This window comes from Pseudomonas sp. Irchel s3a10 (genome assembly GCF_900187525.1).
GTDB lineage: Bacteria > Pseudomonadota > Gammaproteobacteria > Pseudomonadales > Pseudomonadaceae > Aquipseudomonas > Aquipseudomonas koreensis_G.
The window spans coordinates 134431-161003 of the sequence record NZ_FYDR01000003.1; the positions used below are offsets into that span (position 1 = coordinate 134431).

General features: G+C 61.1%; 20 protein-coding genes. 17 read left to right on the forward strand and 3 right to left on the reverse strand.

What is annotated here, in order from left to right:
* The first annotated feature begins 40 nt into the window (after positions 1 to 40).
* The 6 genes from CKW11_RS10560 to CKW11_RS10590 all read left to right on the forward strand — a co-directional run bounded on the left by CKW11_RS10560 (position 41) and on the right by CKW11_RS10590 (position 5479).
* Positions 41 to 985 carry a choline ABC transporter substrate-binding protein gene (locus CKW11_RS10560; protein ID WP_095137475.1) on the forward strand — a complete coding sequence of 315 codons (945 nt, stop codon included), beginning with the start codon at positions 41 to 43 and terminating at the stop codon, positions 983 to 985.
* Between the two features lie 76 nt (positions 986 to 1061).
* Positions 1062 to 1949 carry a 3-keto-5-aminohexanoate cleavage protein gene (locus CKW11_RS10565; RefSeq protein ID WP_095137476.1) on the forward strand — a complete coding sequence of 296 codons (888 nt, stop codon included), beginning with the start codon at positions 1062 to 1064 and terminating at the stop codon, positions 1947 to 1949.
* A gap of 140 nt (positions 1950 to 2089) precedes the next feature.
* Positions 2090 to 3055, forward strand: a complete 966-nt coding sequence (locus CKW11_RS10570; protein ID WP_095137477.1) for an L-carnitine dehydrogenase — start codon at positions 2090 to 2092, stop codon at positions 3053 to 3055.
* 127 nt (positions 3056 to 3182) lie between these two features.
* A complete protein-coding gene (locus tag CKW11_RS10575) occupies positions 3183 to 3659 on the forward strand; it encodes a thioesterase family protein (RefSeq protein ID WP_095137478.1) in 477 nt (158 codons plus the stop codon).
* A gap of 23 nt (positions 3660 to 3682) precedes the next feature.
* Complete coding sequence (locus CKW11_RS10580) at positions 3683 to 4846, forward strand: gamma-butyrobetaine dioxygenase (protein ID WP_095137479.1); 1164 nt, start codon at positions 3683 to 3685, stop codon at positions 4844 to 4846.
* Between the two features lie 369 nt (positions 4847 to 5215).
* On the forward strand, positions 5216 to 5479 hold the full coding sequence (locus CKW11_RS10590) for a hypothetical protein (protein ID WP_095137811.1): 264 nt from the start codon (positions 5216 to 5218) through the stop codon (positions 5477 to 5479).
* A gap of 89 nt (positions 5480 to 5568) precedes the next feature.
* On the opposite strand, the gene CKW11_RS10595 is transcribed toward CKW11_RS10590, so the two are convergent.
* Positions 5569 to 6672, reverse strand: coding sequence for a GlxA family transcriptional regulator (locus CKW11_RS10595; RefSeq protein WP_007949927.1), 1104 nt, complete (start codon positions 6670 to 6672; stop codon positions 5569 to 5571).
* A 515-nt stretch (positions 6673 to 7187) separates the two neighbouring features.
* Positions 7188 to 8564: an L-serine ammonia-lyase gene (locus CKW11_RS10600; RefSeq protein ID WP_095137480.1), complete on the reverse strand. Its 1377-nt coding sequence runs from the start codon at positions 8562 to 8564 to the stop codon at positions 7188 to 7190.
* A 436-nt stretch (positions 8565 to 9000) separates the two neighbouring features.
* On the opposite strand from CKW11_RS10600, the gene CKW11_RS10605 reads away from it, so the two are divergent.
* The 3 genes from CKW11_RS10605 (at position 9001) to choV (ending at position 12035) form a co-directional block, all read left to right on the forward strand.
* Positions 9001 to 9948, forward strand: coding sequence for a choline ABC transporter substrate-binding protein (locus tag CKW11_RS10605; protein WP_095137481.1), 948 nt, complete (start codon positions 9001 to 9003; stop codon positions 9946 to 9948).
* 66 nt (positions 9949 to 10014) lie between these two features.
* The gene (choW, locus tag CKW11_RS10610; RefSeq protein WP_095121426.1) at positions 10015 to 10860 is read left to right on the forward strand and encodes a choline ABC transporter permease subunit; all 846 of its coding nucleotides are present in this window, start codon (positions 10015 to 10017) and stop codon (positions 10858 to 10860) included.
* The gene (gene choV / locus CKW11_RS10615) at positions 10857 to 12035 is read left to right on the forward strand and encodes a choline ABC transporter ATP-binding protein (protein ID WP_007962646.1); all 1179 of its coding nucleotides are present in this window, start codon (positions 10857 to 10859) and stop codon (positions 12033 to 12035) included. The genes choW and choV overlap by 4 nt, the downstream gene beginning before the upstream one ends.
* A 216-nt stretch (positions 12036 to 12251) precedes the next feature.
* Here choV and betT read toward each other — a convergent pair whose 3' ends face one another.
* Positions 12252 to 14249: a choline BCCT transporter BetT gene (gene betT / locus CKW11_RS10620; protein WP_095137482.1), complete on the reverse strand. Its 1998-nt coding sequence runs from the start codon at positions 14247 to 14249 to the stop codon at positions 12252 to 12254.
* A 428-nt stretch (positions 14250 to 14677) separates the two neighbouring features.
* On the opposite strand from betT, the gene betI reads away from it, so the two are divergent.
* The 8 genes from betI to CKW11_RS10660 all read left to right on the forward strand — a co-directional run bounded on the left by betI (position 14678) and on the right by CKW11_RS10660 (position 26469).
* Positions 14678 to 15271 (forward strand): transcriptional regulator BetI, encoded by a 594-nt coding sequence (gene betI / locus CKW11_RS10625; protein WP_095137483.1) that lies wholly within the window; start codon positions 14678 to 14680, stop codon positions 15269 to 15271.
* 89 nt (positions 15272 to 15360) lie between these two features.
* On the forward strand, positions 15361 to 16833 hold the full coding sequence (betB, locus tag CKW11_RS10630; protein ID WP_027610639.1) for a betaine-aldehyde dehydrogenase: 1473 nt from the start codon (positions 15361 to 15363) through the stop codon (positions 16831 to 16833).
* A 209-nt stretch (positions 16834 to 17042) separates the two neighbouring features.
* Positions 17043 to 18746 (forward strand): choline dehydrogenase, encoded by a 1704-nt coding sequence (gene betA, locus CKW11_RS10635; protein WP_095137484.1) that lies wholly within the window; start codon positions 17043 to 17045, stop codon positions 18744 to 18746.
* A gap of 285 nt (positions 18747 to 19031) precedes the next feature.
* Positions 19032 to 20474 carry a TldD/PmbA family protein gene (locus CKW11_RS10640; protein ID WP_095137485.1) on the forward strand — a complete coding sequence of 481 codons (1443 nt, stop codon included), beginning with the start codon at positions 19032 to 19034 and terminating at the stop codon, positions 20472 to 20474.
* Positions 20474 to 21811 carry a TldD/PmbA family protein gene (locus CKW11_RS10645; protein ID WP_095137486.1) on the forward strand — a complete coding sequence of 446 codons (1338 nt, stop codon included), beginning with the start codon at positions 20474 to 20476 and terminating at the stop codon, positions 21809 to 21811. Before CKW11_RS10640 ends, CKW11_RS10645 begins: the two co-directional genes overlap by 1 nt.
* Positions 21812 to 22013: 202 nt before the next feature.
* Positions 22014 to 23453 carry a multidrug transporter subunit MdtD gene (gene mdtD / locus CKW11_RS10650; protein WP_095137487.1) on the forward strand — a complete coding sequence of 480 codons (1440 nt, stop codon included), beginning with the start codon at positions 22014 to 22016 and terminating at the stop codon, positions 23451 to 23453.
* A gap of 298 nt (positions 23454 to 23751) precedes the next feature.
* Positions 23752 to 25137 (forward strand): ATP-dependent RNA helicase DbpA, encoded by a 1386-nt coding sequence (gene dbpA / locus CKW11_RS10655; protein WP_007962660.1) that lies wholly within the window; start codon positions 23752 to 23754, stop codon positions 25135 to 25137.
* 153 nt (positions 25138 to 25290) lie between these two features.
* A complete protein-coding gene (locus CKW11_RS10660; protein WP_095137488.1) occupies positions 25291 to 26469 on the forward strand; it encodes an NAD(P)/FAD-dependent oxidoreductase in 1179 nt (392 codons plus the stop codon).
* The last annotated feature ends 104 nt before the right edge of the window (positions 26470 to 26573 follow it).

Below are 26573 nucleotides of genomic sequence, written 5' to 3' on the forward strand. Positions count from 1 at the left end.
TGCCGGAACTCACAATAAACGACCTGCCGAGGAACCCGACATGAAACGACTGATCAGCAGCTGTGTTCTTGCACTCAGCGGTACCGCTTTCTTGAGCGCCAGCGTCATGGCGGCCGAACCCGCCTCGTGCCAGAACGTGCGCATGGGCGTCGTCAACTGGACCGACGTCATCGCCACCAGTGCCATGACCCAAGTGCTGCTCGATGGCCTCGGCTACAACACCAAACAGACCAGTGCGTCCCAGCAGATCATCTTCGCCGGGATTCGCGATCAGCGGCTGGACCTGTTCCTCGGCTACTGGAACCCGCTGATGACCCAGACCATCACTCCATTCGTCGACGCCAACCAGGTCAAAGTCCTGGAAGCACCGAACCTGAAGGATGCCCGCGCGACCCTCGCCGTGCCGACCTATCTGGCGGACAAGGGTCTGAAGACTTTTGCCGACATTGCCAAGTTCGAAAAGGAACTGGGCGGCAAGATCTACGGCATCGAACCGGGTTCGGGCGCCAACACGCAGATAAAGGCGATGATCGCCAAAAACCAGTTCGGCCTCGGCAAATTCCAACTGGTCGAGTCCAGCGAAGCCGGGATGCTCGCCGCCGTTGACCGCGCTGTACGCCGCAAGGAAGCCGTGGTGTTCTTCGGCTGGGCGCCGCACCCGATGAACGTCAACGTCAAGATGACTTACCTCACCGGCAGCGAAGACGCCCTCGGCCCGAACGAAGGCATGGCCACGGTGTGGACGGTCACCGCGCCGAAATACGCCGAACAGTGTCCGAACATCGGTCGCCTGCTGAGCAACCTGACGTTCACCGCCGAAGACGAGAGCCGGATGATGCAACCGCTGCTCGATCACAAGGACGCCTTCGAATCCGCCAAACAGTGGCTCAAGGATCACCCCGAAGACAAGCAGCGCTGGCTTGACGGTGTGACCACTTTCGACGGCAAACCGGCCGCTGAAAACCTGCAACTGACCAGTAAATAACCCAAGTCCGAACACACGCTTCGCAGCCCGAGAAAGGGCTGCGAACAGACCCATCACGCCTGAAGGAAACCGCACCATGAACCACGACGTCATCATCACCTGCGCACTCACCGGTGCTGGCGACACGACCGCCAAGAGCCCCCACGTGCCGGTCACTCCGAAACAGATTGCAGCGGCTGCGGTAGAAGCGGCCAAGGCCGGCGCCACCGTCGTCCATTGCCATGTGCGCGACCCGCAGACCGGCAAGTTCAGCCGTGACGTGGCGCTGTACCGCGAAGTGATGGAGCGCATCCGCGAGGCCGACGTCGACATCATCGTCAACCTCACCGCCGGCATGGGCGGCGACCTCGAAATCGGTGCCGGCGAGCACCCGATGGAGTTCGGCCCGAACACCGACCTGGTCGGCCCGCTGACCCGTCTGGCCCACGTTGAAGAACTGCTGCCGGAAATCTGCACCCTCGATTGCGGCACGCTGAACTTCGGCGACGGCGACACCATTTACGTCTCGACCCCGGCGCAACTGCGCGCCGGCGCCAGGCGCATCACCGAGCTGGGGGTGAAGGCCGAGCTGGAAATTTTCGACACCGGCCACCTGTGGTTCGCCAAGCAGATGATCAAGGAAGGCCTGCTCGACAACCCGCTGTTCCAGCTATGCCTGGGCATCCCGTGGGGTGCGCCGGCCGACACCACCACCATGAAAGCCATGGTCGACAACCTGCCCACCGACGCAGTGTGGGCCGGGTTCGGCATCGGCCGCATGCAGATGCCAATGGCCGCGCAAGCGGTGCTGCTCGGCGGCAACGTGCGGGTCGGCCTGGAGGACAACCTGTGGCTGGACAAGGGTGTGCTGGCCACCAACGGCCAACTGGTCGAACGCGCCATCGAGATCCTCAGCCGCCTCGGCGCCCGCGTGCTGACCCCGGCTGAGGGGCGCAAAAAGATGGGCCTGACCCAGCGCGGCTGACCCAGCACTCATTTCCCCCTGTGGGAGCGGGCTTGCTCGCGCAGGCGCTGGCTCTGCCCATAAAGATGCGTCGTATGTACCGGCCTCTTCGCGAGCAAGCCCGCTCCCACAGTTTTTTGTGCCAAATTCAGGAAATCACCATGAGCTTTATCACCGAGATCAAAACCTTCGCCGCCCTCGGCAGCGGTGTCATCGGCAGCGGCTGGGTCGCTCGCGCCCTCGCCCATGGCCTCGACGTGGTGGCCTGGGACCCGGCGCCTGGCGCTGAAGCCGCGCTGCGCAAACGCGTGGCGAATGCCTGGGGCGCGTTGGAGAAAAACGGTCTGGCGCCCGGCGCTTCGCAGGAGCGTCTGCGCTTTGTCGCGACCATCGAAGAATGCGTGCGCGACGCCGATTTCATCCAGGAGAGCGCCCCGGAACGCCTCGAGCTGAAACTCGATCTGCACAGCAAAATCAGCGCAGCGGCCAAGCCCAATGCCTTGATCGGATCGAGCACTTCCGGGCTGCTGCCGAGCGAGTTCTACGAGAGTTCGACCCACCCTGAACGCTGTGTGGTCGGTCACCCGTTCAACCCGGTTTACCTGCTGCCGCTGGTGGAAGTGGTCGGCGGCAAGAACACCGCGCCGCAAGCTGTGCAAGCGGCGATGAAAGTCTACGAATCCCTCGGCATGCGCCCGTTGCATGTGCGCAAGGAAGTGCCGGGGTTCATCGCTGACCGTCTGCTCGAAGCGCTGTGGCGCGAGGCGCTGCACCTGGTCAATGACGGGGTGGCGACCACTGGCGAGATCGACGACGCAATCCGTTTTGGCGCCGGGTTGCGCTGGTCGTTCATGGGCACGTTCCTGACCTATACGCTGGCCGGTGGTGATGCCGGGATGCGTCACTTCATGTCGCAGTTCGGCCCGGCGTTGCAGTTGCCGTGGACTTATCTGCCCGCGCCGGAACTGACCGACAAGCTGATCGACGATGTGGTCGATGGCACCAGTAATCAGCTCGGCCGCCACAGCATTGCGGCGCTGGAGCGCTATCGTGATGACTGCCTGCTGGCGGTGCTGGAGGCGGTGAAGACCACCAAGGAAAAGCACGGGATGAGTTTCAGCGAGTAATCCTTGCTCAGCAGTTCCGGCCCCTTCGCGAGCAAGCCCGCTCCCACAGGTGACCGCATTCCAATGTGGGAGCGGGCTTGCTCGCGAAGACGGCCGCCCAGTCACTATTAATGTTGGATCTGACACCATGCCCACTCTCACCACCTACCAAACCAGAATCATCCCCGACTGGGTCGACTACAACGGCCATCTGCGCGACGCCTTCTACCTGCTGATCTTCAGTTACGCCACCGACGCCCTGATGGACCGTCTCGGCATGGACAGCAACAACCGCGAAGCCAGCGGCCACTCGTTGTTCACCCTCGAACTGCATCTGAATTACCTGCACGAAGTGAAGCTCGACGCCGAGGTCGAAGTGCGCACGCAGATCATCGGTCACGACAGCAAACGCCTGCACCTCTATCACAGCCTGCACCTGGCGGGCGACGACAAGGAACTGGCCGGCAACGAACAGATGCTGCTGCACGTCGACCTCGCCGGCCCACGTTCCGCGCCGTTCACCCCGGACACCTTGAGCCGCCTGCAAGCCATCGTTTTAGAGCAAGTCGACTTGCCCGCCCCGGCTTACATCGGCCGCGTCATCGCCCTGCCACCCGCCCGCTAATTCCTCCCACGCAAGGAGCCGCCATGCACACCGCTGCCGCTGTTGCCGATTTCCGTACTTATCCGTTGATCAGCGCGCTGAGCGGCGTGCAGAACCTGACGGATCGCGTTTCGCTTGCCTGGGCCGATGGCCGCATCAGTCCGTTTCATCATGTCTGGTTGCGGGACAACTGCCCGTGCGAGCAGTGCGTCTACAACGTCACCCGCGAGCAGGTATTCGAGATCGTCGATGCTACCCCGGATCTCGTCCCCGCCCACGCGCACATCGACAGCGACGGCTGTCTGCTGATTGACTGGCAGGATGGCCATCGCAGTCGCTTCGATCCGGGCTGGCTGCGTGCGCACGCCTATGACGACGAGTCCCGCGCCGAACGTCTGGCGGCCAAACCCCAGCCCTATCTGTGGCGCAGCAATTTGCAGCTACCGGTATTCGAATATTCAGCGCTGATGAACGACAACGGCGCACTGCTGCAATGGCTGATTGCGGTGCGCGATATCGGCCTGACTCAGGTGCGCGGCGTGCCCACCGAACCGGGTTCGCTGAAGCTGATCGCCCAGCGCATTTCGTTCATCCGCGAGAGCAACTTCGGCGTGCTGTTCAACGTGCAGTCCAAAGCCGATGCCGACAGCAACGCCTACACCGCTTTCAACCTGCCGCTGCACACCGACTTGCCGACTCGCGAGCTGCAACCGGGATTGCAATTTCTGCATTGCCTGGTGAATGACGCCGAGGGTGGCGAGAGTATTTTCGTCGACGGTTTTGCGATTGCCGATGCTTTGCGTCAGGAAGCACCGGAGCTGTTCCAGGCGCTGTGCGAAATCCCCGTGGAATTCCGCAACAAGGATCGCCACAGCGACTATCGCAGCCTGGCGCCGATCATTGCGCTGGACGCGTTGGGGCGAGTCGCCGAGGTGCGCATGGCGAACTTTCTGCGCGGGGCGTTCGATACATCGGTGGAGCAGATGCCGCTGCTGTATCGGGCCTATCGGCGGTTGATTGCGATGACCCGAGAGGTAAGGTTCAGGGTGATGCAGCGGCTTAATCCGGGTGAGCTGTGGTGCTTTGATAATCGGCGGACGCTGCATGCGCGCAATGCGTTTGACCCGGCGACCGGGGCGCGGCATTTTCAGGGCTGCTACATCGATCGGGATGAGTTGTTGTCGCGGATTCTGGTGTTGCAAAGGTAAACCGCGTCATCGTTCTTCGCGAGCAAGCTCGCTCCCACACTGGAACGCATTTCAAATGTGGGAGCGGGCTTGCTCGCGAAGGCGTCAGAGCCAACCACACATCGCTCCCGGATTCACAGCCAAAAAAAGCCCCGATACAAGCCGTGACAGGATCGGGGCAGAGGGTACTGTTGAGGAGCTGCCAGTCGAGGGTGACCAAACCGTCTGTAGCGAGCTGAGGTCAGTGTGCCGACTCCCCCGGGCGGTGAGTTAGCCGAAAACGACCTGTTCATAGCCGTCGCGGCCACTGCGACAAATCGCCCTTGCCGTGCCTCCACATGCCCACCAGAATCGAGTCACGACCTCCGTTGCCGAAGAAGGAAGCGCGCCATGATGTATGCCGATTTGATCGATCAGGAAGACTTGTTGGGCCAGCTAAAGGCGTTGGGGTTTCAGGTGCCGAGCGGTTCGACCGCCGAGCAGGCCTGTGAGTGTGCGGTGCGTGGTCTGGACAATGTTCGCGCGTTTGAATTGCGCAAGATGGTCAAGGACATGTACACCAGCGGCGCCAGTATCCAGCCTGCAGTGCGCCAGGCGATCGACAAGCAGTTGTTGCCGGCGTTGGCGGATTACCAGCAAAACCATAGCGCCTGACAGAAGATCAAAAGATCGCAGCCTGCGGCAGCTCCTACAGTTGAAATTCGATCCCCTGTAGGAGCTGCCGCAGGCTGCGATCTTTTGCTTTACAACCTTACGCTGGCAAACGTCGACTCATTACGCGCCTGACTCAACGCCGACATTGGTCCCGACAGCGGCGACATCACGATCGCCTGCGGCAGCGGCAGCATCGCTACTTGCTGCGTGGTGTTGGAGCCTACGCGTTCGTCACGCGGCGGAATGCCGAAGTATTCGCGGTAGCACTTGGAGAAGTGCGGCGTCGAGACGAAACCGCACACCGACGCAACTTCGATGATCGACATCGGCGTCTGCTTGAGCAGTTGCCGCGCGCGAATCAGGCGCAGCTTGAGGTAGTAGCGCGACGGCGAGCAGTGCAGATATTTCTGGAACAGCCGCTCCAGCTGGCGACGCGACACGGCGACGTACACCGCCAGTTCGTCGAGGTCGATCGGCTCTTCCAGATTGGCTTCCATCAGCGCGACGATTTCCTGCAGTTTCGGCTGATTGGTGCCGAGCATGTGCTTGAGCGGCACGCGCTGGTGATCCTGCTCGTTGCGGATGCGCTCGTAGACGAACATTTCCGAGATCGCGGCGGACAGTTCACGGCCGTGATCGCGGCTGATCAGATGCAACATCATGTCCAGTGGCGCGGTGCCGCCGGAGCTGGTGAAACGGTTACGGTCGAGGGTGAACAGTCGGGTGCTCATCGCCACGCGCGGGAAAGCTTCCTGCATCGCCGCCAGACATTCCCAGTGCACGCTGCAATCGAAACCGTCGAGCAGACCGGCGCAAGCCAAAGCCCAGCTGCCGGTGCACACGGCGCCCAGACGCTTGGACTGACGGGCCTGGCTCTGCAGCCATGACACGTGTTCACGGGTCACGGTGCGTTGAATGCCGATCCCGCCGCAGACGATCACGGTGTCCAGGGGCGGGGCTTTGTGCATGGAGGCATCGGGGGTGATTTGCAGACCGTCACTGGCCCACACCTGGCCGCCATCGACGGTAAGAGTGCTCCAGCGATACAGCTCACGACCGGACAATTGGTTGGCCATGCGCAGGGGCTCGACTGCGGAGGCCAGAGAAATCAGCGTGAAATTGTCCAGCAGCAGAAAGCCGATGGATTGAGGCGCACGGTTCTGGGGTTGGGCCCCGGAGTTGAACGACGTCATCGCGGTATCTCCTCACACAAAGCGGGTGATGGCCTCAGGCGGAGGCTCTTGTTATTGCCGGCGTTCTCGCGTGGGAGACGGGCTTTGTTATGACAGAGCAATTGCCATGCCTAAAATTGAATGGCTGTTCAATAACTCCTGAAAACGACGTCGCGACGTGTCTATTCAAGACGTCGGACACAGGGTGTTTCGAAGTGCCATCAGCGGCGCAGAGAGCCCTGCCCCGCTGCCTGTGAGCAGATCGGTAGCACTTGTGGGAACGGGCTTGCGCGCAGTTGTTTCAGAGTGTCACCGCAAGCACGGGTGACGGACGGCAGGGGGTGCGAATGTCGTACTTCGAGTGGGAAAGGCTCTTATCTGATTGCGACGCGCTAAAAGGTGGCGTGATTGTTTTGTTGTGTTCACTTAGCGCGCAGTTTTGACTGGTCTGGCGCTATCGCGAGCAGGCTCACTCCTACAGGGGAACGCATTCCAAGTGTAGGAGTGAGCCTGCTCGCGATGGGAGCGACACGGTCTCAGCACTCAACCGCACTAACCGCCAACCCACCCCGCGAGGTCTCTTTATATTTGTCATGCATATCCGCGCCGGTATCACGCATGGTGCGGATCACCCGGTCCAGCGAGATGAAGTGCTGGCCATCGCCGCGCAGGGCCATCTGCGCCGCGTTGATCGCTTTCACCGCGGCAATCGCATTGCGCTCGATGCACGGCACCTGCACCAGCCCACCCACCGGATCGCAGGTCAGGCCGAGGTTGTGTTCCAGGCCGATTTCCGCGGCGTTGCACAATTGCTCCGGCGTCGCGCCGAGAATCTCCGCCAGCCCTGCGGCTGCCATCGCGCAGGCCGAGCCGACTTCGCCCTGGCAACCGACTTCGGCACCCGAGATCGAAGCGTTCTTCTTGCACAGAATCCCTACCGCCGCCGCACCGAGGAAATAGTCGACAACGTTGGCGTCGGTGACCGCTTCGCTGAACTTCATAAAGTAGTGCAACACCGCCGGGATGATCCCCGCCGCGCCATTGGTCGGCGCCGTGACCATGCGCCCGCCGGCCGCGTTCTCTTCATTGACCGCGAGAGCAAACAGGTTGACCCACTCCATGGCACTGAGGGTCGAGCCGATCACATTGGGCTTGTTCAATTCCTGCAAGCTGCGATGCAACTTGGCTGCACGGCGACGCACATTGAGGCCACCGGGGAGGATGCCTTCGTGCTTGAGGCCCTGCTCGACGCAATCCTGCATCGCCCGCCACAGCTTCATCAGCCCGGCACGGATTTCCTCCTCGCTGCGCCAGACCTTTTCGTTGGCCATCATCAATTCGGCGACACGCAGGTTGTTCTTTTGGCACAGCTGCAGCAGTTCCACCGCGCTGGAAAAGTCATAAGGCAATTCGGTGCGATCCAGATCGACCACACCGCTGGATGCCTGCGTTTGATCCACGACAAAACCGCCACCGACCGAATAGTAGGTGTCGCGATGAATCTCGCCGTGATCGCCTTCGGCAATCAGGGTCATGGCGTTGGGGTGGAACGGCAGGTTTTCGTCGATCAGGCGCATGTCGCGGGCCCAGACAAACGGCACCGACAGGCGACCATCCAATAACAGCGTGTGAGTTTCACGCAGCGCCTGAATGCGCGGGCCGATCTGCGACGGGTCGATTGCGTCCGGCCACTCGCCCATCAGACCCATGATCACCGCGTTGTCGCTGCCGTGCCCGATGCCGGTAGCCGACAGCGAGCCGAACAGTTGCACTTCTATACGCCGTACCTGTTCGAGCAGGTGCCGGTCGCGCAGCGATTCGACAAACAGGGCGGCGGCGCGCATCGGGCCGACGGTATGGGAACTGGACGGGCCGATGCCGATTTTGAACAGGTCGAAAACGCTGATAGCCATTGCTGCAGAGCTCCTGAGGATGCCGTTCCCGGGCGTTAAGCGCCCGCTGGCGGAGCTGCTACGCTCAAGCTGCGATCCGCCGGAATGCCCGCATCATCAGGCTTTTGTCAGGTCGCTCGGCGTCTGACACCGACGCACTCATGCCCACCAACGCCGTGCCGGTTTCCTCCCGCGTTTTCGCCGTTTTTATGCGGTTCAGATGGCCAAACCGGGTAGAAAAAAGCTGTAAACGACGTCACTGACACTGGATGCGACCATCCCTGTACTGGATACGACCCACCCTGTAGGCGTCAGATTTTCACTGGTACATGATCGTTATGACTCGATTGCAAGGCGCCGTGGTAGAGCTGTCTCCAGAACGCCATCCAACCGCAACCTATAAGTGCGGTGGTCCTCAGTCGGAACACTGCCAAAAAAAACACCAAGGAGTCCATCCATGAAAGGTTCCCCGTCGTTGTTGTTGGCCGCCATGCTGAGTCTGCCGTTACTGGCTCAAGCCGCAGAACCGGCGCAGTGCAGTACCGTTAACTTCTCCGATGTCGGCTGGACCGACATCACTGCAACAACCGCCACCACCTCAGTGGTGCTCAACGCCCTCGGCTACAAGACCAAGACCACCATGATTTCCGTGCCCGTGACGTACAAGTCGCTGGCCGACGGCAAGAACATGGACGTGTTCCTCGGTAACTGGATGCCGACCATGGAAAACGACATCAAGGCCTACCGCGATGCCGGCACCGTCGAAGTGGTACGCACCAACCTCAAGGGTGCCAAGTACACCCTCGCCGTACCGCAAGCCCTGTACGACAAGGGGCTGCATGACTTCGCCGACATCGCCAAATTCAAGAAAGAGCTCGATGGCAAGATCTACGGCATCGAGCCTGGCAACGACGGCAACCGCCTGATCCAGAGCATGATCGACAAGAACGCTTTCGGCCTCAAGGACGCGGGTTTCAAAGTCGTCGAATCGTCCGAAGCGGGCATGCTCTCGCAGGTCGACCGCGCGCAGAAACGCGACACCGCCGTGGTCTTCCTCGGCTGGGCGCCGCACCCGATGAACAAGCGCTTCAAGATTCAATACCTGACCGGCGGCGATGACTTCTTCGGCCCCGATTTCGGTGCTGCAACGGTGGCGACCAACACCCGCAAGGGTTACACCACCGAATGCAGCAACGTCGGTCAGTTGCTGAAAAACCTGGAGTTCACCGTCGACATGGAAAGTACCCTGATGGGCAACATCCTCGACGACAAGATGAAGCCTGACGCGGCCGCCAAGGCCTGGCTGAAAAAGAACCCACAGGTGCTCGATACCTGGCTCGCTGGCGTGACCACCATTGACGGTAAACCAGGCCTGGAGGCCGTGAAAGCCAAGCTCGCACAGTAATTGCCTTACGCCGGGCGAGTTCGCTCGCCCGGGCTGTTTATTCCTTGCATGCGGACGTTCACTACCATGCTGATTGATCAGAAAATCCCTTTAGGCCAGTACATCGCGGGCTTCGTTGAATGGTTGACGCAACACGGCGCCAACACCTTCGACGCAATCGCCGTGACACTGGAAACGATGATCCACGGCGTGACGTTTGCGCTGACCTGGTTCAACCCACTGGTCTTGATTGGCCTGATTGCAATCATCGCCCATCTGATTCAACGCAAGTGGGGCCTGACCGCGTTTGTGGTCGCCTCCTTTCTGCTGATCCTCAATCTGGGGTACTGGCAGGAGACCATGGAAACCCTCGCCCAGGTGATGTTCGCAACCCTGGTCTGCGTGGTCATCGGCGTGCCGCTGGGCATCGTCGCCGCGCACAAGCCGATGTTCTACACGGTGATGCGCCCGGTACTCGATCTGATGCAGACCGTACCGACCTTCGTTTACCTCATTCCGACCCTGACCCTCTTCGGGCTGGGTGTGGTGCCGGGCCTGATCTCCACGGTGGTGTTCGCCATCGCTGCGCCGATCCGCCTGACCTATCTGGGCATCCGCGATGTCCCGCAAGAACTGATGGACGCCGGCAAGGCCTTCGGCTGCTCGCGTCGCCAATTGCTCTCACGGATCGAACTGCCTCACGCCATGCCGAGCATTGCTGCCGGCATCACCCAGTGCATCATGCTGTCGCTGTCGATGGTGGTGATCGCGGCACTGGTGGGCGCCGACGGACTCGGCAAACCGGTGGTCAACGCACTGAACACTGCTGATATCGCCCTGGGCTTCGAAGCGGGCCTGGCGATCGTACTGCTGGCGATCATGCTCGACCGTATCTGCAAACAACCCGACGCCAAAGTAGGGGGTGACGCATGAGCATAATTCGCTTCGATAACGTTGACGTGATCTTCACCAAGGATCCGCGCGAAGCACTGAAACTTCTCGATCAAGGCTTGACCCGCAGCGAGATCCTGAAAAAAACCGGGCAGATTGTCGGCGTGGAAAAGGCCAGCCTGGACATCAACAAAGGCGAGATCTGCGTACTGATGGGCCTGTCCGGCTCCGGCAAGTCGAGCCTGCTGCGTTGTATCAACGGCCTCAACACCGTGAGTCGCGGCAAGCTGTTCGTCGAACACGAAGGCAAGCAGATCGATATCGCTTCCTGCACGCCGGCCGAACTGAAAATGATGCGCACCAAACGCATCGCCATGGTGTTCCAGAAGTTCGCCCTGATGCCGTGGCTGACGGTGCGCGAGAACATCAGTTTCGGTCTGGAAATGCAGGGCCGACCGGAAAAGGAACGCCGTAAGCTGGTCGACGACAAGCTCGAACTGGTGGGTCTGACCCAATGGCGCAACAAGAAGCCCGATGAACTCTCCGGCGGCATGCAGCAGCGTGTGGGCCTGGCCCGGGCGCTGGCGATGGACGCCGACATTCTGCTGATGGACGAACCGTTCTCGGCCCTCGACCCGCTGATCCGCCAGGGCCTGCAGGACGAACTGCTGGAACTGCAACGCAAGCTCAGCAAGACCATCGTGTTCGTGAGTCACGACCTCGACGAGGCGCTCAAACTGGGTAGCCGCATCGCGATCATGAAGGACGGCCGGATCATCCAGTACAGCGTGCCGGAAGAAATCGTGCTCAATCCGGCGGACGACTATGTGCGCACCTTCGTCGCTCACACCAACCCGCTCAACGTCCTGTGTGGCCGCAGCCTGATGCGCACGCTGGACAACTGCAAACGCATCAACGGTTCGGTGTGCCTCGACCCGGGCGGCGACTCGTGGCTGGACCTGGCCGAAGGCAACACGATCAAGGGCGCGCGGCAGAACGGTTCGGTGCTGAACCTGCAGAACTGGGCACCGGGGCAAGCGGTGGAAGCGCTGGAGCGCAAGCCGACCCTGGTGGACTCGAACATCGGCATGCGCGACGCGCTGCAGATTCGCTACCAGACCGGTAACAAACTGGTGCTGCACGACAACAACCATGTGGTGGGGATTCTTGGCGACAGCGAGCTGTATCACGCGTTGCTGGGCAAGAACCTGGGGTAAGAACCCCGGACACAAAAACGCCGCGAGAGGATCGCGGCGTTTTTGTTTGTTGGTATACAGGGCGTTCAGCGTTGGGGCTGATGGCCCCTTCGCGAGCAAGCCCGCTCCCACAGGTGACCGAGTCAAGACAGGGGAATGCGATCAAATGTGGGAGCGGGCTTGCTCGCGAAGAATGCGGCGCGGTGCATCAGACAGAAACACCGCACCACCTGCAACTTAGCTATACACCCGGCCAAGGAGCTGCCGATGGCTTTCAAACTGATCGAGCACATCGCGTGTGATCTGATCCTGCGTGAAGCCCATCAGGTCGTAGTCCTGGCTGCCGTTGTGCAAATACACCTCGGCGCGGTAGTAACGCTGGCGCGCTTCATCGGACTGGGCCGATTCGGTTGGGTTCGCCAGGTAGCCGTCCAGGCTCACTTCGTAGACGAAAGGGTTGCCCTCTTCCATCTCGATGCGCACGCCCATGCAACGCTTGGATTTGCCCAACAGCGTCTGCACTTCCAGGCCCTGTGCCCGCATTTGTGCAGCAGCGTCTTCCAGCGCCGGGCTGACCTGCTTGTCCATGAAACGCTGCACCACCGATTGGCTCGGTTGCAGGTCCAGTTGCGTCAGACGCTCGCTGAAACCACGACGACCGCGCTCAGCCAGTTGCGCCTGCTCCTTTTCGATCTGCACGTCCTGGCGCATGGCCTTGTGCAAACCGAACATGAAGAACACCAGCACCACCGAGAACGGCAGACCGGCCAGCACCACCATGGTTTGCATGGCTTCGAAGTTACCGGCGAACAGCAGACCGATGGTCACCAGTGTGATCACCACCGACCAGAAGATCCGCAGCCAGTGCGGCGCATCTTCATCAACGTTGCCGCCCTTGCAGGACAGATTCGCCATCATCACCGCGCCGGAGTCGGCCGGAGTCAGGAACAGCACGAAACCCACGAAGATCGACACACCGATAACGACTTTCGACGCCGGGTAGTGTTCCAGCAACTGGTAGATCGCCATCGACGGCTGTTCCAGCGCCGTCTTGCCGAGTTCCACCGCCCCCTGGTTCATCACCAGATCCAGTGCCGAGTTACCGAAGATCGACAGCCACGCCAACGTGAAGCCCAGCGGAATCAGCAGCACGCCGGCCACCAGTTCACGCACGGTACGACCACGGGAAATACGCGCGATGAACATGCCGACGAATGGCGCCCAGGAAATCCACCAGGCCCAGTAGAACAGCGTCCACAGGCCCAGCCAGCGGTCGGACTTGGCGTTGTCGCCTTCGTAGACGTACAGGTCGAAGGTCTTCAGCACCACGCCGTTAAGGTAGTCGCCGATGTTCTGCACGAAGCCGTTGAGCAAGTGCAAGGTCGGGCCGAACAACAGGACGAAAATCAGCAGGCCGCTGAACAGCACGATGTTCAGGTTGGACAGACGACGGATGCCGTTTTCCACACCGGACACGGCAGCGATGGTCGCCACGGTGCTCATCACGATGATCACGATCAGCAGGTTGGTGTTGCTGTGTTCCATGCCGAACAGGTTTTCCAGGCCGGAGGACACTTGCAGCGAGCCGATCCCCAGGTTGGTCACCAGGCCCAGCAGGGTCACGAACATGCCGAAGCCGTCCACCGCGTGACCGGCCGCGCCTTTGACCCAACGCTCACCGACCAGCGGATACAGCGCCGAGCGCAATGCCAATGGCTGGTTATGACGGTAAGCGAAGTACGCCACAGCCAGACCGACCAGCGCATAAATCGCCCAGCCGTGCAGGCCCCAATGCAGGAAAGTCAGTTGCACCGCCTGACGCGCGGCCAGGTTGGTGGCCGCTGCGCCTTCCGGCGGATTGAAGTAGTGGTCCAGCGGCTCGGACGCGCCGAAGTACAGCAGCGAAATACCGATACCCGACGAGAACAGCATCCCCGCCCAGGCGCCGTAGCTGAAATCCGGGGTGTCGTCCTTGCTGCCCAGTTTGAGTTTGCCGTACGAGGAAAACGCCAGGCCCACCACAAACACCAGGTAAGCGGCGATCACCACCATGTAGTACCAGCCGAAGCTGCGCGACAACCAGGCCTGAGCCATACCCAACATTCTGCCGGCCTCTTGCGGGGCGATGATCAGAATGGCGGTCAACAACAGAATCAACGCGGTAGAGGTGTAAAACACCCAACCGTTGACCGTCACCTTCTCGGGCGGGGTCTTTATTAGCGAGGCAGAACTCATGGCACAAATGCTCCAGGCAGTGCGAGAGAAGAACACAAGGCAACACGGAACCCGACCAATCGGTTAGTTGGCAGCCGACCGGCGGGTGATATAAAGACACCCCGAAAAAAGCCCGAACCTGCCGAAATGGCGTTGCGAATCGCTTTCGTGGCCAAAGCTGTGCGGACGTTCATCCGAAACCTGGCCCCGAGCGTCTTGCCCATTCAACACGTCCATCGAACAGCGAACCGCGCCATGCCCCACGCAGGTTTCAAGCATTTTCGGATGTCGTTTTATCGCCATTTACAAGCAGAAAAAATCTGTAGGCAGCGACGATTTGTCGCAGATCTTATTCTTTGTTGATTGAACGTTCAATCAAAACAAAATAGACTGGCCCTCAATCCGATAGGCGTTTATCGCCCTTTGGAAGGCCTAAGGAGATGTGCAAGATGCCCAAGGTCGGTATGCAACCCATCCGCCGCCAACAACTGATCGAAGCCACGTTGCAAGCGGTCGATCAGGTCGGTATGGGGGACGCCAGCATTGCGCTGATCGCCCGTTTGGCCGGTGTCTCGAATGGCATCATCAGTCACTACTTTCAGGACAAGAACGGCCTGATCGCCGCCACGATGCGGTATCTGATGAATGTCCTCAGCGAGAACGTCACCGCGCGCCGACAGGCGCTGGCAGACAGCAGCCCACGGGCGCATCTGCAGGTGATCATCGAAGGCAACTTCGACGCCAGCCAGGTCAATGGCCCGGCAATGAAAACCTGGCTGGCCTTCTGGGCCACCAGCATGCACCAGCCGTCTTTGCACAGGTTGCAGCGGATCAACGATCACCGTCTGTATTCCAACCTGTGCTGCGAGTTCCGCCGTGTGCTGCCGCTCGAAGATGCGCGCAGCGCCGCGCGTGGACTGGCAGCGTTGATTGACGGCTTGTGGTTGCGCGGCGCGCTGTCGGGAGACGCTTTCGACACGGTGCAGGCGCAACAGATCGCTTACGAATACATGGATTTCCAATTGGCCAAGCAGGTGAGTTAGAGCACACAGAAAACGCTCGGCCCCTGAACCGCCATCGCAGCACCACCGCGATGGTCAACGCCAACCACTAATGCACTTGCGAGGACACTATGGCCCGTTTCGAACTGCAAAAACTCTACATCGATGGCGCGTACTCCGACGCTGGCAGCGATGCCACTTTCGAAGCCATCAACCCGGCGAACGGTGAAGTCCTCGCCCAAGTGCAACGTGCGACCAAGGAAGACGTCGAGCGTGCTGTGGTCAGCGCTGAAAAGGGCCAGAAAATCTGGGCCGCGATGACCGCCATGGAGCGTTCGCGCATCCTGCGTCGCGCCGTCGACATCCTGCGCGAGCGCAACGATGAGTTGGCTGCTCTGGAAACCCTGGACACCGGTAAAGCCTTCTCCGAAACCAAATACGTCGACATCGTCACCGGCGCCGACGTGCTGGAATACTACGCAGGCTTGGTGCCGGCGATCGAAGGCGAGCAGATTCCGCTGCGCGACACTTCCTTCGTCTACACCCGTCGCGAGCCACTGGGCGTGGTTGCCGGTATCGGCGCGTGGAACTACCCGATCCAGATCGCTTTGTGGAAATCCGCACCGGCCCTGGCCGCCGGTAACGCAATGATCTTCAAGCCAAGCGAAGTCACCTCGCTGACCACCCTGAAACTGGCCGAGATCTACACCGAAGCCGGTCTGCCGAACGGCGTGTTCAACGTACTGACCGGCAGCGGCCGTGAAGTCGGCACCTGGCTGACCGAGCACCCGCGCATCGAAAAAGTCTCCTTCACCGGCGGCACCGACACCGGCAAGAAAGTCATGGCCAGCGCTTCGGCTTCGTCGCTGAAAGACGTGACCATGGAACTGGGCGGCAAGTCGCCGCTGATCATCTGCGACGACGCCGACCTCGATCGCGCCGCCGACACCGCGATGATGGCCAACTTCTACAGCTCCGGTCAGGTCTGCACCAACGGTACTCGCGTATTCGTACCGAGCCACCTGAAAGCCGCTTTCGAAGCCAAGATCGTCGAGCGCGTAGCGCGCATCCGCATCGGCAACCCGGAAGACGAAAACACCAACTTCGGCCCGCTGGTCAGCTTCGCCCACATGGAAAGCGTGCTGGGTTACATCGCCAAGGGTAAAGAAGAAGGTGCCCGCGTGCTGTGCGGCGGCGAGCGTCTGACCGACGGCGAATTCGCCAAAGGTGCATTTGTCGCGCCGACCGTGTTCACCGACTGCACCGACGAGATGACCATCGTCCGTGAAGAAATCTTTGGCCCGGTGATGGCGATCCTGTCCTACGAGACCGAAGAGGAAGTAATCCGCCGCGCCAACGACACCGACTTCGGCCTGGCCGCCGGTATCGTCACCAAAGACCTGAACCGCGCGCACCGCGTGATTCATCAACTGGAAGCCGGTATCTGCTGGATCAACGCCTGGGGCGAGTCCGACGCGAAGATGCCGGTGGGCGGTTACAAGCAGTCGGGCGTGGGTCGTGAAAACGGCATCAGCTCGCTGACCAACTACACACGCATCAAATCGGTACAGGTCGAGCTGGGCGATTACGTCTCGGTGTTCTGATCTGACGCAACTCTGAAGTTGGGGCCCTTGTGGCGAGGGAGCTTGCTCCCGCTGGGCTGCGCAGCGGCCCCAACTGCAGACACCGCGCTCATCCAGACAGAGCTCGGTCGCAGGTTCTGCGACTGCTTCGCAGTCGAGCGGGAGCAAGCTCCCTCGCCACAGAAAGTGGCCACTCGGCAGCCTGACCACATCTAAAGAGGGTGCATTCAATGTCCCAAGAATTCGATTACATCATCATCGGTGCCGGCTCGGCCGGTAACACCCTGGCGACCCGTCTGACTGAAGACGAAGGCGTCACCGTGCTGCTGCTCGAAGCAGGCGGCCCGGACTACCGTTTTGACTTCCGCACACAAATGCCGGCCGCGCTGGCATTCCCGCTGCAAGGTCGTCGCTACAACTGGGCGTACGAAACCGATCCGGAGCCACACATGGACGGTCGCCGGATGGAGTGCGGTCGCGGCAAGGGCCTCGGCGGCTCCTCGCTGATCAACGGCATGTGCTACATCCGTGGCAACGCCATGGACTACGACGGCTGGGCGAAACTGCCAGGTCTGGAAGACTGGTCGTACCTCGACTGCCTGCCGTACTTCCGTAAAGCGGAAACCCGCGACATCGGCCCGAACGACTACCACGGTGGCGACGGCCCGGTCAGCGTGACCACGCCGAAGGCGGGCAACAACCCGCTGTTCCACGCCATGGTTGAAGCCGGCGTGCAGGCCGGTTACCCGCGCACCGAAGACTTGAACGGCTACCAGCAGGAAGGCTTCGGCCCGATGGATCGCACCGTGACGCCGAACGGCCGTCGTGCTTCCACCGCCCGTGGCTACCTCGACGTCGCGAAAAAGCGTTCGACCCTGACCATCGTCACCCACGCCCTGACCGACAAGATTCTGTTCGAAGGCAAGCGTGCGGTCGGCGTGCGTTACCTGGTCGGTTCGGCGGAAGAGCGCGTTGAAGCCAAGGCACGCAAAGAAGTCCTGCTGTGCTCCGGCGCCATCGCTTCGCCGCAGATTCTGCAGCGCTCCGGCGTCGGCCCGGCAAAACTGCTGGAAAGCCTCGACATCCCGGTGGTTCATGACCTGCCGGGCGTCGGTGAAAACCTGCAGGATCACCTTGAGCTGTACCTGCAATACGCTTGCACCCAACCGGTCTCGCTGTACCCGTCGCTGCTCTGGTACAACCAGCCAGCCATCGGTGCCGAGTGGCTGTTCAATGGCACCGGCATCGGCGCCAGCAACCAGTTCGAAGCCGGCGGTTTCATTCGTTCCCGTCCGGAATTCGAGTGGCCGAACATCCAGTACCACTTCCTGCCGGTAGCGATTAACTACAACGGCAGCAACGGTGTGAAAGAGCACGGCTTCCAGGCGCACATGGGTTCCATGCGTTCGCCGAGCCGTGGCCGCATCCAGTTGAAGTCCAAGGATCCGCGCCAGCACCCGAGCATCCTGTTCAACTACATGGCCACCGAGCAGGACTGGCAGGAATTCCGTGACGGCATCCGCCTGACCCGCGAAATCATGCAACAGCCTGCGCTGGACGCCTTCCGTGGCCGCGAAATCAGCCCAGGCATCGAAGTGCAAACCGATGAGCAGCTGGACAAGTTCATCCGCGAGCACGCCGAAACCGCGTTCCACCCGTCCTGCTCGTGCAAGATGGGCACCGACGAGATGGCCGTAGTGGATGGCGAAGGTCGCGTGCACGGCATGCAGAGCCTGCGTGTGGTCGATGCTTCGATCATGCCGATCATCACCACCGGTAACCTGAACGCGCCGACGATCATGATCGCCGAGAAAATCGCCGACAAGATCCGTGGCCGCAAGCCACTGCCGCGTAGCAATGCTGCCTACTACGTTGCTGGCGGTGCGCCGGTGAAGGGCAAGCCGATGCGTGATATCACCCCGGCTGCTCAGTAAGACGTAATACCGCGTCACGGCTAATCGCGAGCAGGCTCACTCCTACAAGGATCTCCAGCGACCACACATTATGTGGACACTGGAGATTAACTGTAGGAGTGAGCCTGCTCGCGATGAGGCCCTGCAATTCAATACCCCTCCCCCCTGCTGCACAGTAAATCCTCCTACACCCCCTCTTCACTTGATCCTACCCCCACGCAGGCCTACTCTAGACCTCGCGCAATCGTTTCACCCCTCCCCGCCGAATCGCTTCACCCCGCAACCCCATAACAAGGAGGTTCCCGAATGTTCGATTTCCACCCCCAGCTCAAGCAGCGCTTCGCTGCCTTGCGCACGGGCGCCGAGTTTTTTTCCCTGCGGTATGTGCGCGAGTCCGGCCAGTACCTGTCGGTGCGCAAGAACGTCGCCGAACCGCCGAGCCTGAGCCGCGACGAAGGCGCGATGCTTACTGTGCGGGTCAACGGCGTTGAATCCTATGCGGCGACCAACGACCTGTCGCAGCAAGGCCTGCAAGCCGCCCTCGAACGCGCAGAACAGCAGGCCCGGCGACTCAAGCCGCACGCCTTGCTCGATCTGCGCGATCAGCCAGTGTCGAGCGATCGCGCTGATTACTTGTCGCCCAACCTCGAACAACCCTTCCCGTCCCTGAGCGAATGCTTCGAACTGCTCGGCGCGGAGTCCGCCTCGGTGCCAAAGGATGAGCGCCTGGTGAATTGGCAGGCGAGCATCGGCATCACCTACGTCGAGCAGATCTACCTGAGCAGCGCCGGTGCCGAATTACGCCAAGCCCAACGCTTCGTTTATCCAAGTCTCGACGTCACTGCCTACGACGGCAACGACAGCCAGACCCGCTCCCTCGGCCGCGAAAACTTCGGCCAGCAAGGTGGCGCCGACGTGATCAGCCGTTGCGGCCTGGTCGGCGCCGGCCCACAAGTGGCCGATCAGGCCCTGCAACTGTTGCTCGCGCCGAACACCCCGCAAGGCCCGCGCGATCTGTTGCTGATGCCGGACCAGATGATGCTGCAGATCCACGAGTCGATCGGGCACCCGCTGGAGCTGGACCGGATTCTCGGTGACGAGCGCAACTACGCCGGCACCAGCTTCGTCAAAACCAGCGACTTCGGCAGCCTGCAATACGGTTCGAAGCTGCTCAACGTGACCTTCGATCCGGACATTCCCGAAGAGCTGGCCAGTTACGGCCACGATGACGACGGCAGCAAGGCCAGCAAACAATTCCTGATTCGCGAAGGCTTGTTGTTGCGGCCACTGGGCGGGGCGCTGTCACAGTTCCGTGCCGGTCTCGACGGGGTTGCCAACAGCCGCGCCTGCGGCTGGAACCGGCCGCCGATCGACCGCATGGCCAACCTCAACATCGAGCCGGGCGATCAGTCGCTGACGCAACTGATCAGCGGCATCGAGCACGGCATTCTGATGAGCACCAACCGTTCGTGGTCGATTGACGATGCGCGCAACAAATTCCAGTTCGGTTGCGAGTGGGGTCAGTTGATCGAGAACGGTGAACTTAAAGGTGTGGTGAAAAATCCGAACTACCGGGGCATTTCCGCGCACTTCTGGAAGAGTCTGCGCGCGGTCGGCAATGCCGGCACCCGTAAGGTGCTGGGCACGCCAAACTGCGGCAAGGGCGAGCCGAACCAGGTGATCCGCGTCGGCCACGCTTCGCCGGCCTGCGTATTCAGCAACGTTGATGTGTTTGGGGGAGACGCCTGATGAGCATTTCGAAGAGTCAGTCCGACGCCTTCAAGGTCATGGTCAATTGGCTGCGCGACAGCGTGCGCGAGCCGGAACAATTCACCCTCAGCTACGCCGCCGAATCCTCGGCGTTCGTGCGCTTCAATCACGCCAAGGTGCGTCAGGCCGGCCAGGTGCAGCAAGCCGACGTCGGGCTGAAGCTGATCAACGACGGCCGCCACGCCGACCTGCACATCACCCTGTCCGGTGATCAGGAAGCCGATCTGCAACGCCTCGCCGAAGGCCTGCAACAACTGCGCGAAACCCTGCCGTTGCTGCCACAGGATCCGTACCTGCTGCTCAACCACAATGGCTGGCAGAGCAACAACGTGCAGGAACATCCGCTGCCGGACACCGAACAAGTGGTCGAGGAAATCTGCAGCGCTGCTGAAGGTCTGGATCTGGTCGGCTTCTATGCTGCCGGCCCGATCAGCCGCGGTTTCGCCAGCTCCTCCGGGGCGTTCGGCTGGCATCAGGCCAACAGCTTCAACTTCGACTTCAGCCTGTTCCACGACAATGGCGAAGCAGTGAAAGCCAGCTACGCCGGGCACGAGTGGAGTAGCGAAGGCTTCGCCCGCCGCTTCCAGCAGGCGCGCGAGCAACTGGCGTTCCTCGGTCGACCGTTGCGCACTCTGCCACCGGGGCAATACCGCGCCTACCTGGCGCCGGCCGCGCTGGAGGAAATCATGGGCATGCTCAGCTGGGGCGGTTTCTCGGCGCAATCGATTGCCAGCAAAAGCAGTCCGTTGCAGAAGCTGTATGTCGGTGATCAGACGTTCAGTCCGCTGGTCTCACTGGATGAGCAAGTCAGCGGTTCGTTGAGCCCGGCGTTCTCCGGCGAGGGTTATCCGCGCAGTGATCTGCGACTGATCGTCGAAGGCAAGGCTGGCGATCAACTGGTCGGTTCGCGCAGTGCCGCCGAATACGGCCTGACCGCCAACGGCGCCGGCGGCGGTGAAATGCCGAGTGCGCTGAACATGGCGGCCGGTGATCTGTCACAGGCAGAGATCCTCAAGCAGTTGGGCACCGGGCTGTACATTAGCAATCTGTGGTACCTGAACTACTCGGATCAACCGGCGGCGCGTCTGACCGGCATGACCCGCTTCGCAACTTTCTGGGTCGAGAACGGCGAGATTCAGGCGCCGGTCAGCACCATGCGCTTCGACGACAGCGCCTACAGCCTGCTGGGTTCGCAGCTGGAAGCGTTGACCGCCGAGCGCGAGTTGCTGCTGTCGGCGAGCACGTATAGCCAGCGCAATACCTCGTCGGCGTTGTTGCCGGGGGCGCTGGTGAGCCGACTGACCTTGACCCTGTAAACGCAAACCTCCAGCACACCTTGGGATCAAGTACTGGAGTGAACCCTGTGGCGAGGGGATTTATCCCCGATGGGTCGCGTAGCGGCCCCGCTTTTAAAATCAAATGCAGGGGACTGCTGCGCAGTCCATCGGGGATAAATCCCCTCACCACAGGGTTTCATGCACAACAAGCCATTTGGATTAACCACCCACAAGAGGTTCCATGCCCACACGCCCGCCTCTCGACGCCATCACCGCCCGCTGGTTGCCGTGGGTCGTCGCCATTGCGTTCTTCATGCAGTCCCTCGACGGGACCATCCTCAACACCGCCCTGCCGGCCATGGCCCGGGATCTGGCCGAAGACCCGTTGCGCATGCAAGGCGTGGTCATCGCCTACATGCTCACCGTGGCCTTGCTGATTCCGGCCTCGGGCTGGATCGCCGATCGCTTCGGCACCAAGAAGATTTTCTTCGGCGCGATCCTGCTGTTCAGTTTCGGCTCGCTGCTCTGCGCGTTATCGAGCAGCCTGAGCATGCTGGTCGGTGCACGGGTGATTCAGGGTCTGGGCGGTGCGTTGATGCTGCCGGTCGGACGGCTGGTGGTGCTGCGCGCCTATCCGCGTTCGGAGCTGGTGCGGATCATGGGTTTCATCACCATTCCCGGCCTGCTCGGCCCGCTGATCGGCCCGACCATGGGCGGCTGGATGGTGCAATACCTGACGTGGCACTGGATCTTTTTGATCAACCTGCCGGTCGGTGTTCTCGGCTGCTACGCGGTGTGGAAATTCATCCCCGACCTGCGCGGTACTGAACGCACGCGCTTCGATAGCCTCGGTTTCCTGCTGTTTGGCGCGGCGATGATCCTGATCACCATCGCCATGGAAGGTCTGGGCGAATTGCACTTGCCGCACCTGCGGGTGATGTTGCTGCTGTTCGGCGGTCTCGCCTGTCTGGCGGCGTACTGGCTGCGTGCCGGGCGTATCGAGAATCCGCTGTTCGCCCCGTCGTTGTTCAAGACGCGAACCTTCGCGGTCGGAATCATCGGCAACCTGTTCGCCCGCCTCGGCAGCGGCGCCCTGCCGTTTCTGGTGCCGTTGTTGCTGCAAGTCGCGCTGGGTTACTCGCCGTCGCAAGCCGGGATGAGCATGCTACCGCTGGCGGCTGCGGCGATGTTTGCCAAGTGGATGGCGCGGCCGCTGATCGAACGCCTTGGCTATCGCATCGTGCTCACCGGCAACACCCTGGCACTGGGGATCATGCTGGCGAGCATGGGTCTGGTCAGCGAGCAGACGCCATACTGGCTGCTGCTGTGTCTGCTGGCGGTTCTTGGCGCGATCAACTCGCTGCAATTCACCGCGATGAACACCGTGACCCTGATCGACCTCGACGACGCCAGCGCCAGCAGCGGTAACAGTTTGCTGTCGGTGGTGGCGCAATTGTCGCTGAGTCTGGGCGTGGCCTGTGCCGGTGCGTTGCTTGGTGGCTTCACGGCGGAGATCGGCAACGATGGCGTCGAGACCGTACTGGGCGCGTTCCAGCTGACGTTTGTCACGGTGGGGATCATGGCGATGCTGGCAGCGACAATCTTCTCGCAACTGTCGAAAGAGGACGGTCGCCGGGTCAAACGCCCGGATGAACATCCGGATGAGCACATTGAACACTAGGCAGTGTCATGTCTTGTGAATGCTTTGTGGTGAGGGGATTTATCCCCGATGGGCTGCGCAGCAGCCCCAGAATCTGCCGCCTCAGTACATCTGGCTGATCGCGTTCAACTTTTTCAGGGGGTGCTGCGCACCCCATCGGGGATAAATCCCCTCGCCACAACAGCTCCCTCGCCACAGGTTTATCTTCATTCAAGGAAAGCTTGGGGGAATGAAATCAGGCACTGTTCGTCCAGAACTTTCGAGGAAAGTGGCACGGGGCTGCTACACTGCGCGACATTTTGTTTTGCAGGCCAGTCCCGTGACCACCATCGCCACCGCTTTTAATACTCTGCCGCTGTCCGCCGCCATGCTGGCTAACCTCGAATCCCTCGGTTATGCCCAGATGACGCCGATCCAGGCGCAGAGCTTGCCGGTGATCCTCAAGGGGATGGACCTGATCGCTCAGGCCAAGACCGGCAGCGGCAAGACCGCCGCGTTCGGCATCGGCCTGCTCAACCCGATCAACCCGCGCTACTTCGGTTGCCAGGCGCTGGTGATCTGCCCGACCCGTGAGTTGGCCGACCAGGTCGCCAAGGAAGTCCGGCGTCTGGCCCGTGCCGAAGACAACATCAAGGTCCTGACCCTGTGCGGCGGCGTGTCGTTCGGCCCGCAGATCGCTTCGCTGGAGCACGGCGCGCACATCATCGTCGGCACCCCGGGGCGTATCCAGCAACACCTGCGCAAGGGTTCGCTGGTGCTCGACGGCCTGAACACGCTGATCCTCGACGAAGCCGACCGCATGCTCGACATGGGCTTCTACGACGCCATCGAAGACATCATCGAAAAGACTCCGGCACGCCGTCAGACCCTGCTGTTCTCCGCCACGTACCCGGTGGGCATCAAGCAACTGGCGTCGAAATTCATGCGCGATCCGCAAACGGTGAAAGCCGAGGCGTTCCACGATGACACGCAGATCGAACAACGCTTCTACGAGATTTCCCCGGAAGAGCGCATGAGCGCAGTGACCAAAGTCCTGCACCACTTCCGCCCGGCTTCCTGCGTGGCGTTCTGCTTTACCAAACAGCAAGTGCAGGAAACCGTTGACCACCTGACCTCCAAAGGCATTTCCGCCGTCGGCCTGCACGGCGATCTGGAACAGCGTGACCGCGATCAGGTGCTGGCGATGTTCGCCAACCGCAGTACTTCGGTACTGGTCGCCACCGACGTCGCCGCCCGTGGTCTGGACATCGACGCGCTGGACATGGTGATCAATGTCGAGCTGGCCCGCGATTCGGAAATCCACATCCACCGCGTTGGCCGTACCGGTCGCGCTGGCGAGAAAGGCATCGCGGTCAGCCTCGTCGCACCGTCCGAAGCACATCGTGCGCAAGCCATCGAACAGTTGCAGAAAGCCCCGTTGAACTGGGATCAGGTCGATAACCTCAAGTCCCAGGGCGGCGCCCCGCTGCAACCACCGATGAGCACGCTGTGCATCGCCGGCGGGCGCAAGGACAAGGTTCGTCCGGGCGACATCCTCGGCGCACTGACTGGCGACGCCGGCATCCCCGGCGCGCAGGTCGGCAAGATCGCGATCTTCGACTTCCAGTCGTATGTCGCCGTTGAACGCACCGTGGTCATGCAGGCGCTGCAGCGCTTGAACAACGGCAAGATCAAGGGCCGTTCGCTGCGCGTGCGGGTTTTGTAAGCGATCTTCCAAGCAAAGAAGATCCCCTGTGGGAGCGGGCTTGCTCGCGAATGCGGTGTATCAGGCGACTTATGTGTCAACTGACATACCGCTTTCGCGAGCAAGCCCGCTCCCACAGTTTGTTTTGTAGCGACCTACCAAGAGGACACCGTTTTGCGCTCTACCGAAGTCGTGATCATTGGCGCTGGCGCCGCAGGGTTGATGTGTGCACTGACCGCCGCCGGGCGTGGGCGTCAGGTGTTGCTGCTCGATCATGCGAACAAGGCCGGCAAGAAAATCCTGATGTCCGGTGGTGGCCGCTGCAATTTCACCAACATGTACACCGAGCCGGGCAATTTCCTCTCGCATAACCCGCATTTCTGCAAATCGGCACTGGCGCGCTACACCCAGTGGGATTTCATCGGCATGGTCGCCAAGCACGGCGTGCCGTACCACGAGAAGAAACTCGGCCAGCTGTTCTGCGATAACAAATCCAGCGACATCCTCGGCATGCTGCTCGACGAGTGCGATCAGGTCGGCGTCGAACTGCACCTCGACACCTCGATCCAGACCATCGAGAAGGTCGAAAGCGGCTACCTGCTCGACACCACCCTCGGCCAGGTTCAGTGCCAATCGCTGGTAATCGCCACCGGCGGGTTGTCGATCCCGACGCTGGGCGCCACCGGTTTCGGTTATCAGGTGGCCAAACAGTTTGGCCATGAACTGCTGCCGACTCGCGCCGGACTGGTGCCGTTCACCATCACCGATCAGCTCAAGGAATTGTGCACCGAGCTGTCCGGGACCTCGGTGGATTGCCTGGTCAGCTGCAATGACCAGAGCTTTCGCGAGAACATCCTGTTCACTCACCGCGGCCTCAGCGGCCCGGCGATTCTGCAGATCTCGTCGTTCTGGGAGCCGGGCGACACCGTGGAGATCAACCTGCTGCCGGATCACGACACCGCCGAATGGCTGCAACAGCAAGTGGCCGAGCGCCCGAACAGCGAACTGAAAACCCTGCTCGGCGAGATCTTCACCAAGAAGATGGCCAACCTGCTGGCGGACAACTGGTTCGTGTCCAAACCGATGAAGCAGTACACCCACGCCGAACTGGCGCAGATCGCCGAAAAACTCGGCAACTGGAAAGTCGTCCCGGCCGGCACCGAAGGCTATCGCACCGCCGAGGTCACGCTGGGTGGCGTCGATACCCGCGAGGTGTCGTCCAAGACCATGGAATCGCTGAAAAGCCCGGGGCTTTATTTCGTCGGTGAAGTGCTCGACGTCACCGGGCATCTGGGCGGTTTCAACTTCCAGTGGGCGTGGGCCTCGGGGTACGCGGCTGCGCAGTACGTCTGATCCAACACAAATCAAAAACTGTGGGAGCGGGCTTGCTCGCGAATGCGCTGGATCAGTCGACATCCATGTTGAATGACACACCGCTTTCGGGAGCAAGCCCCCTC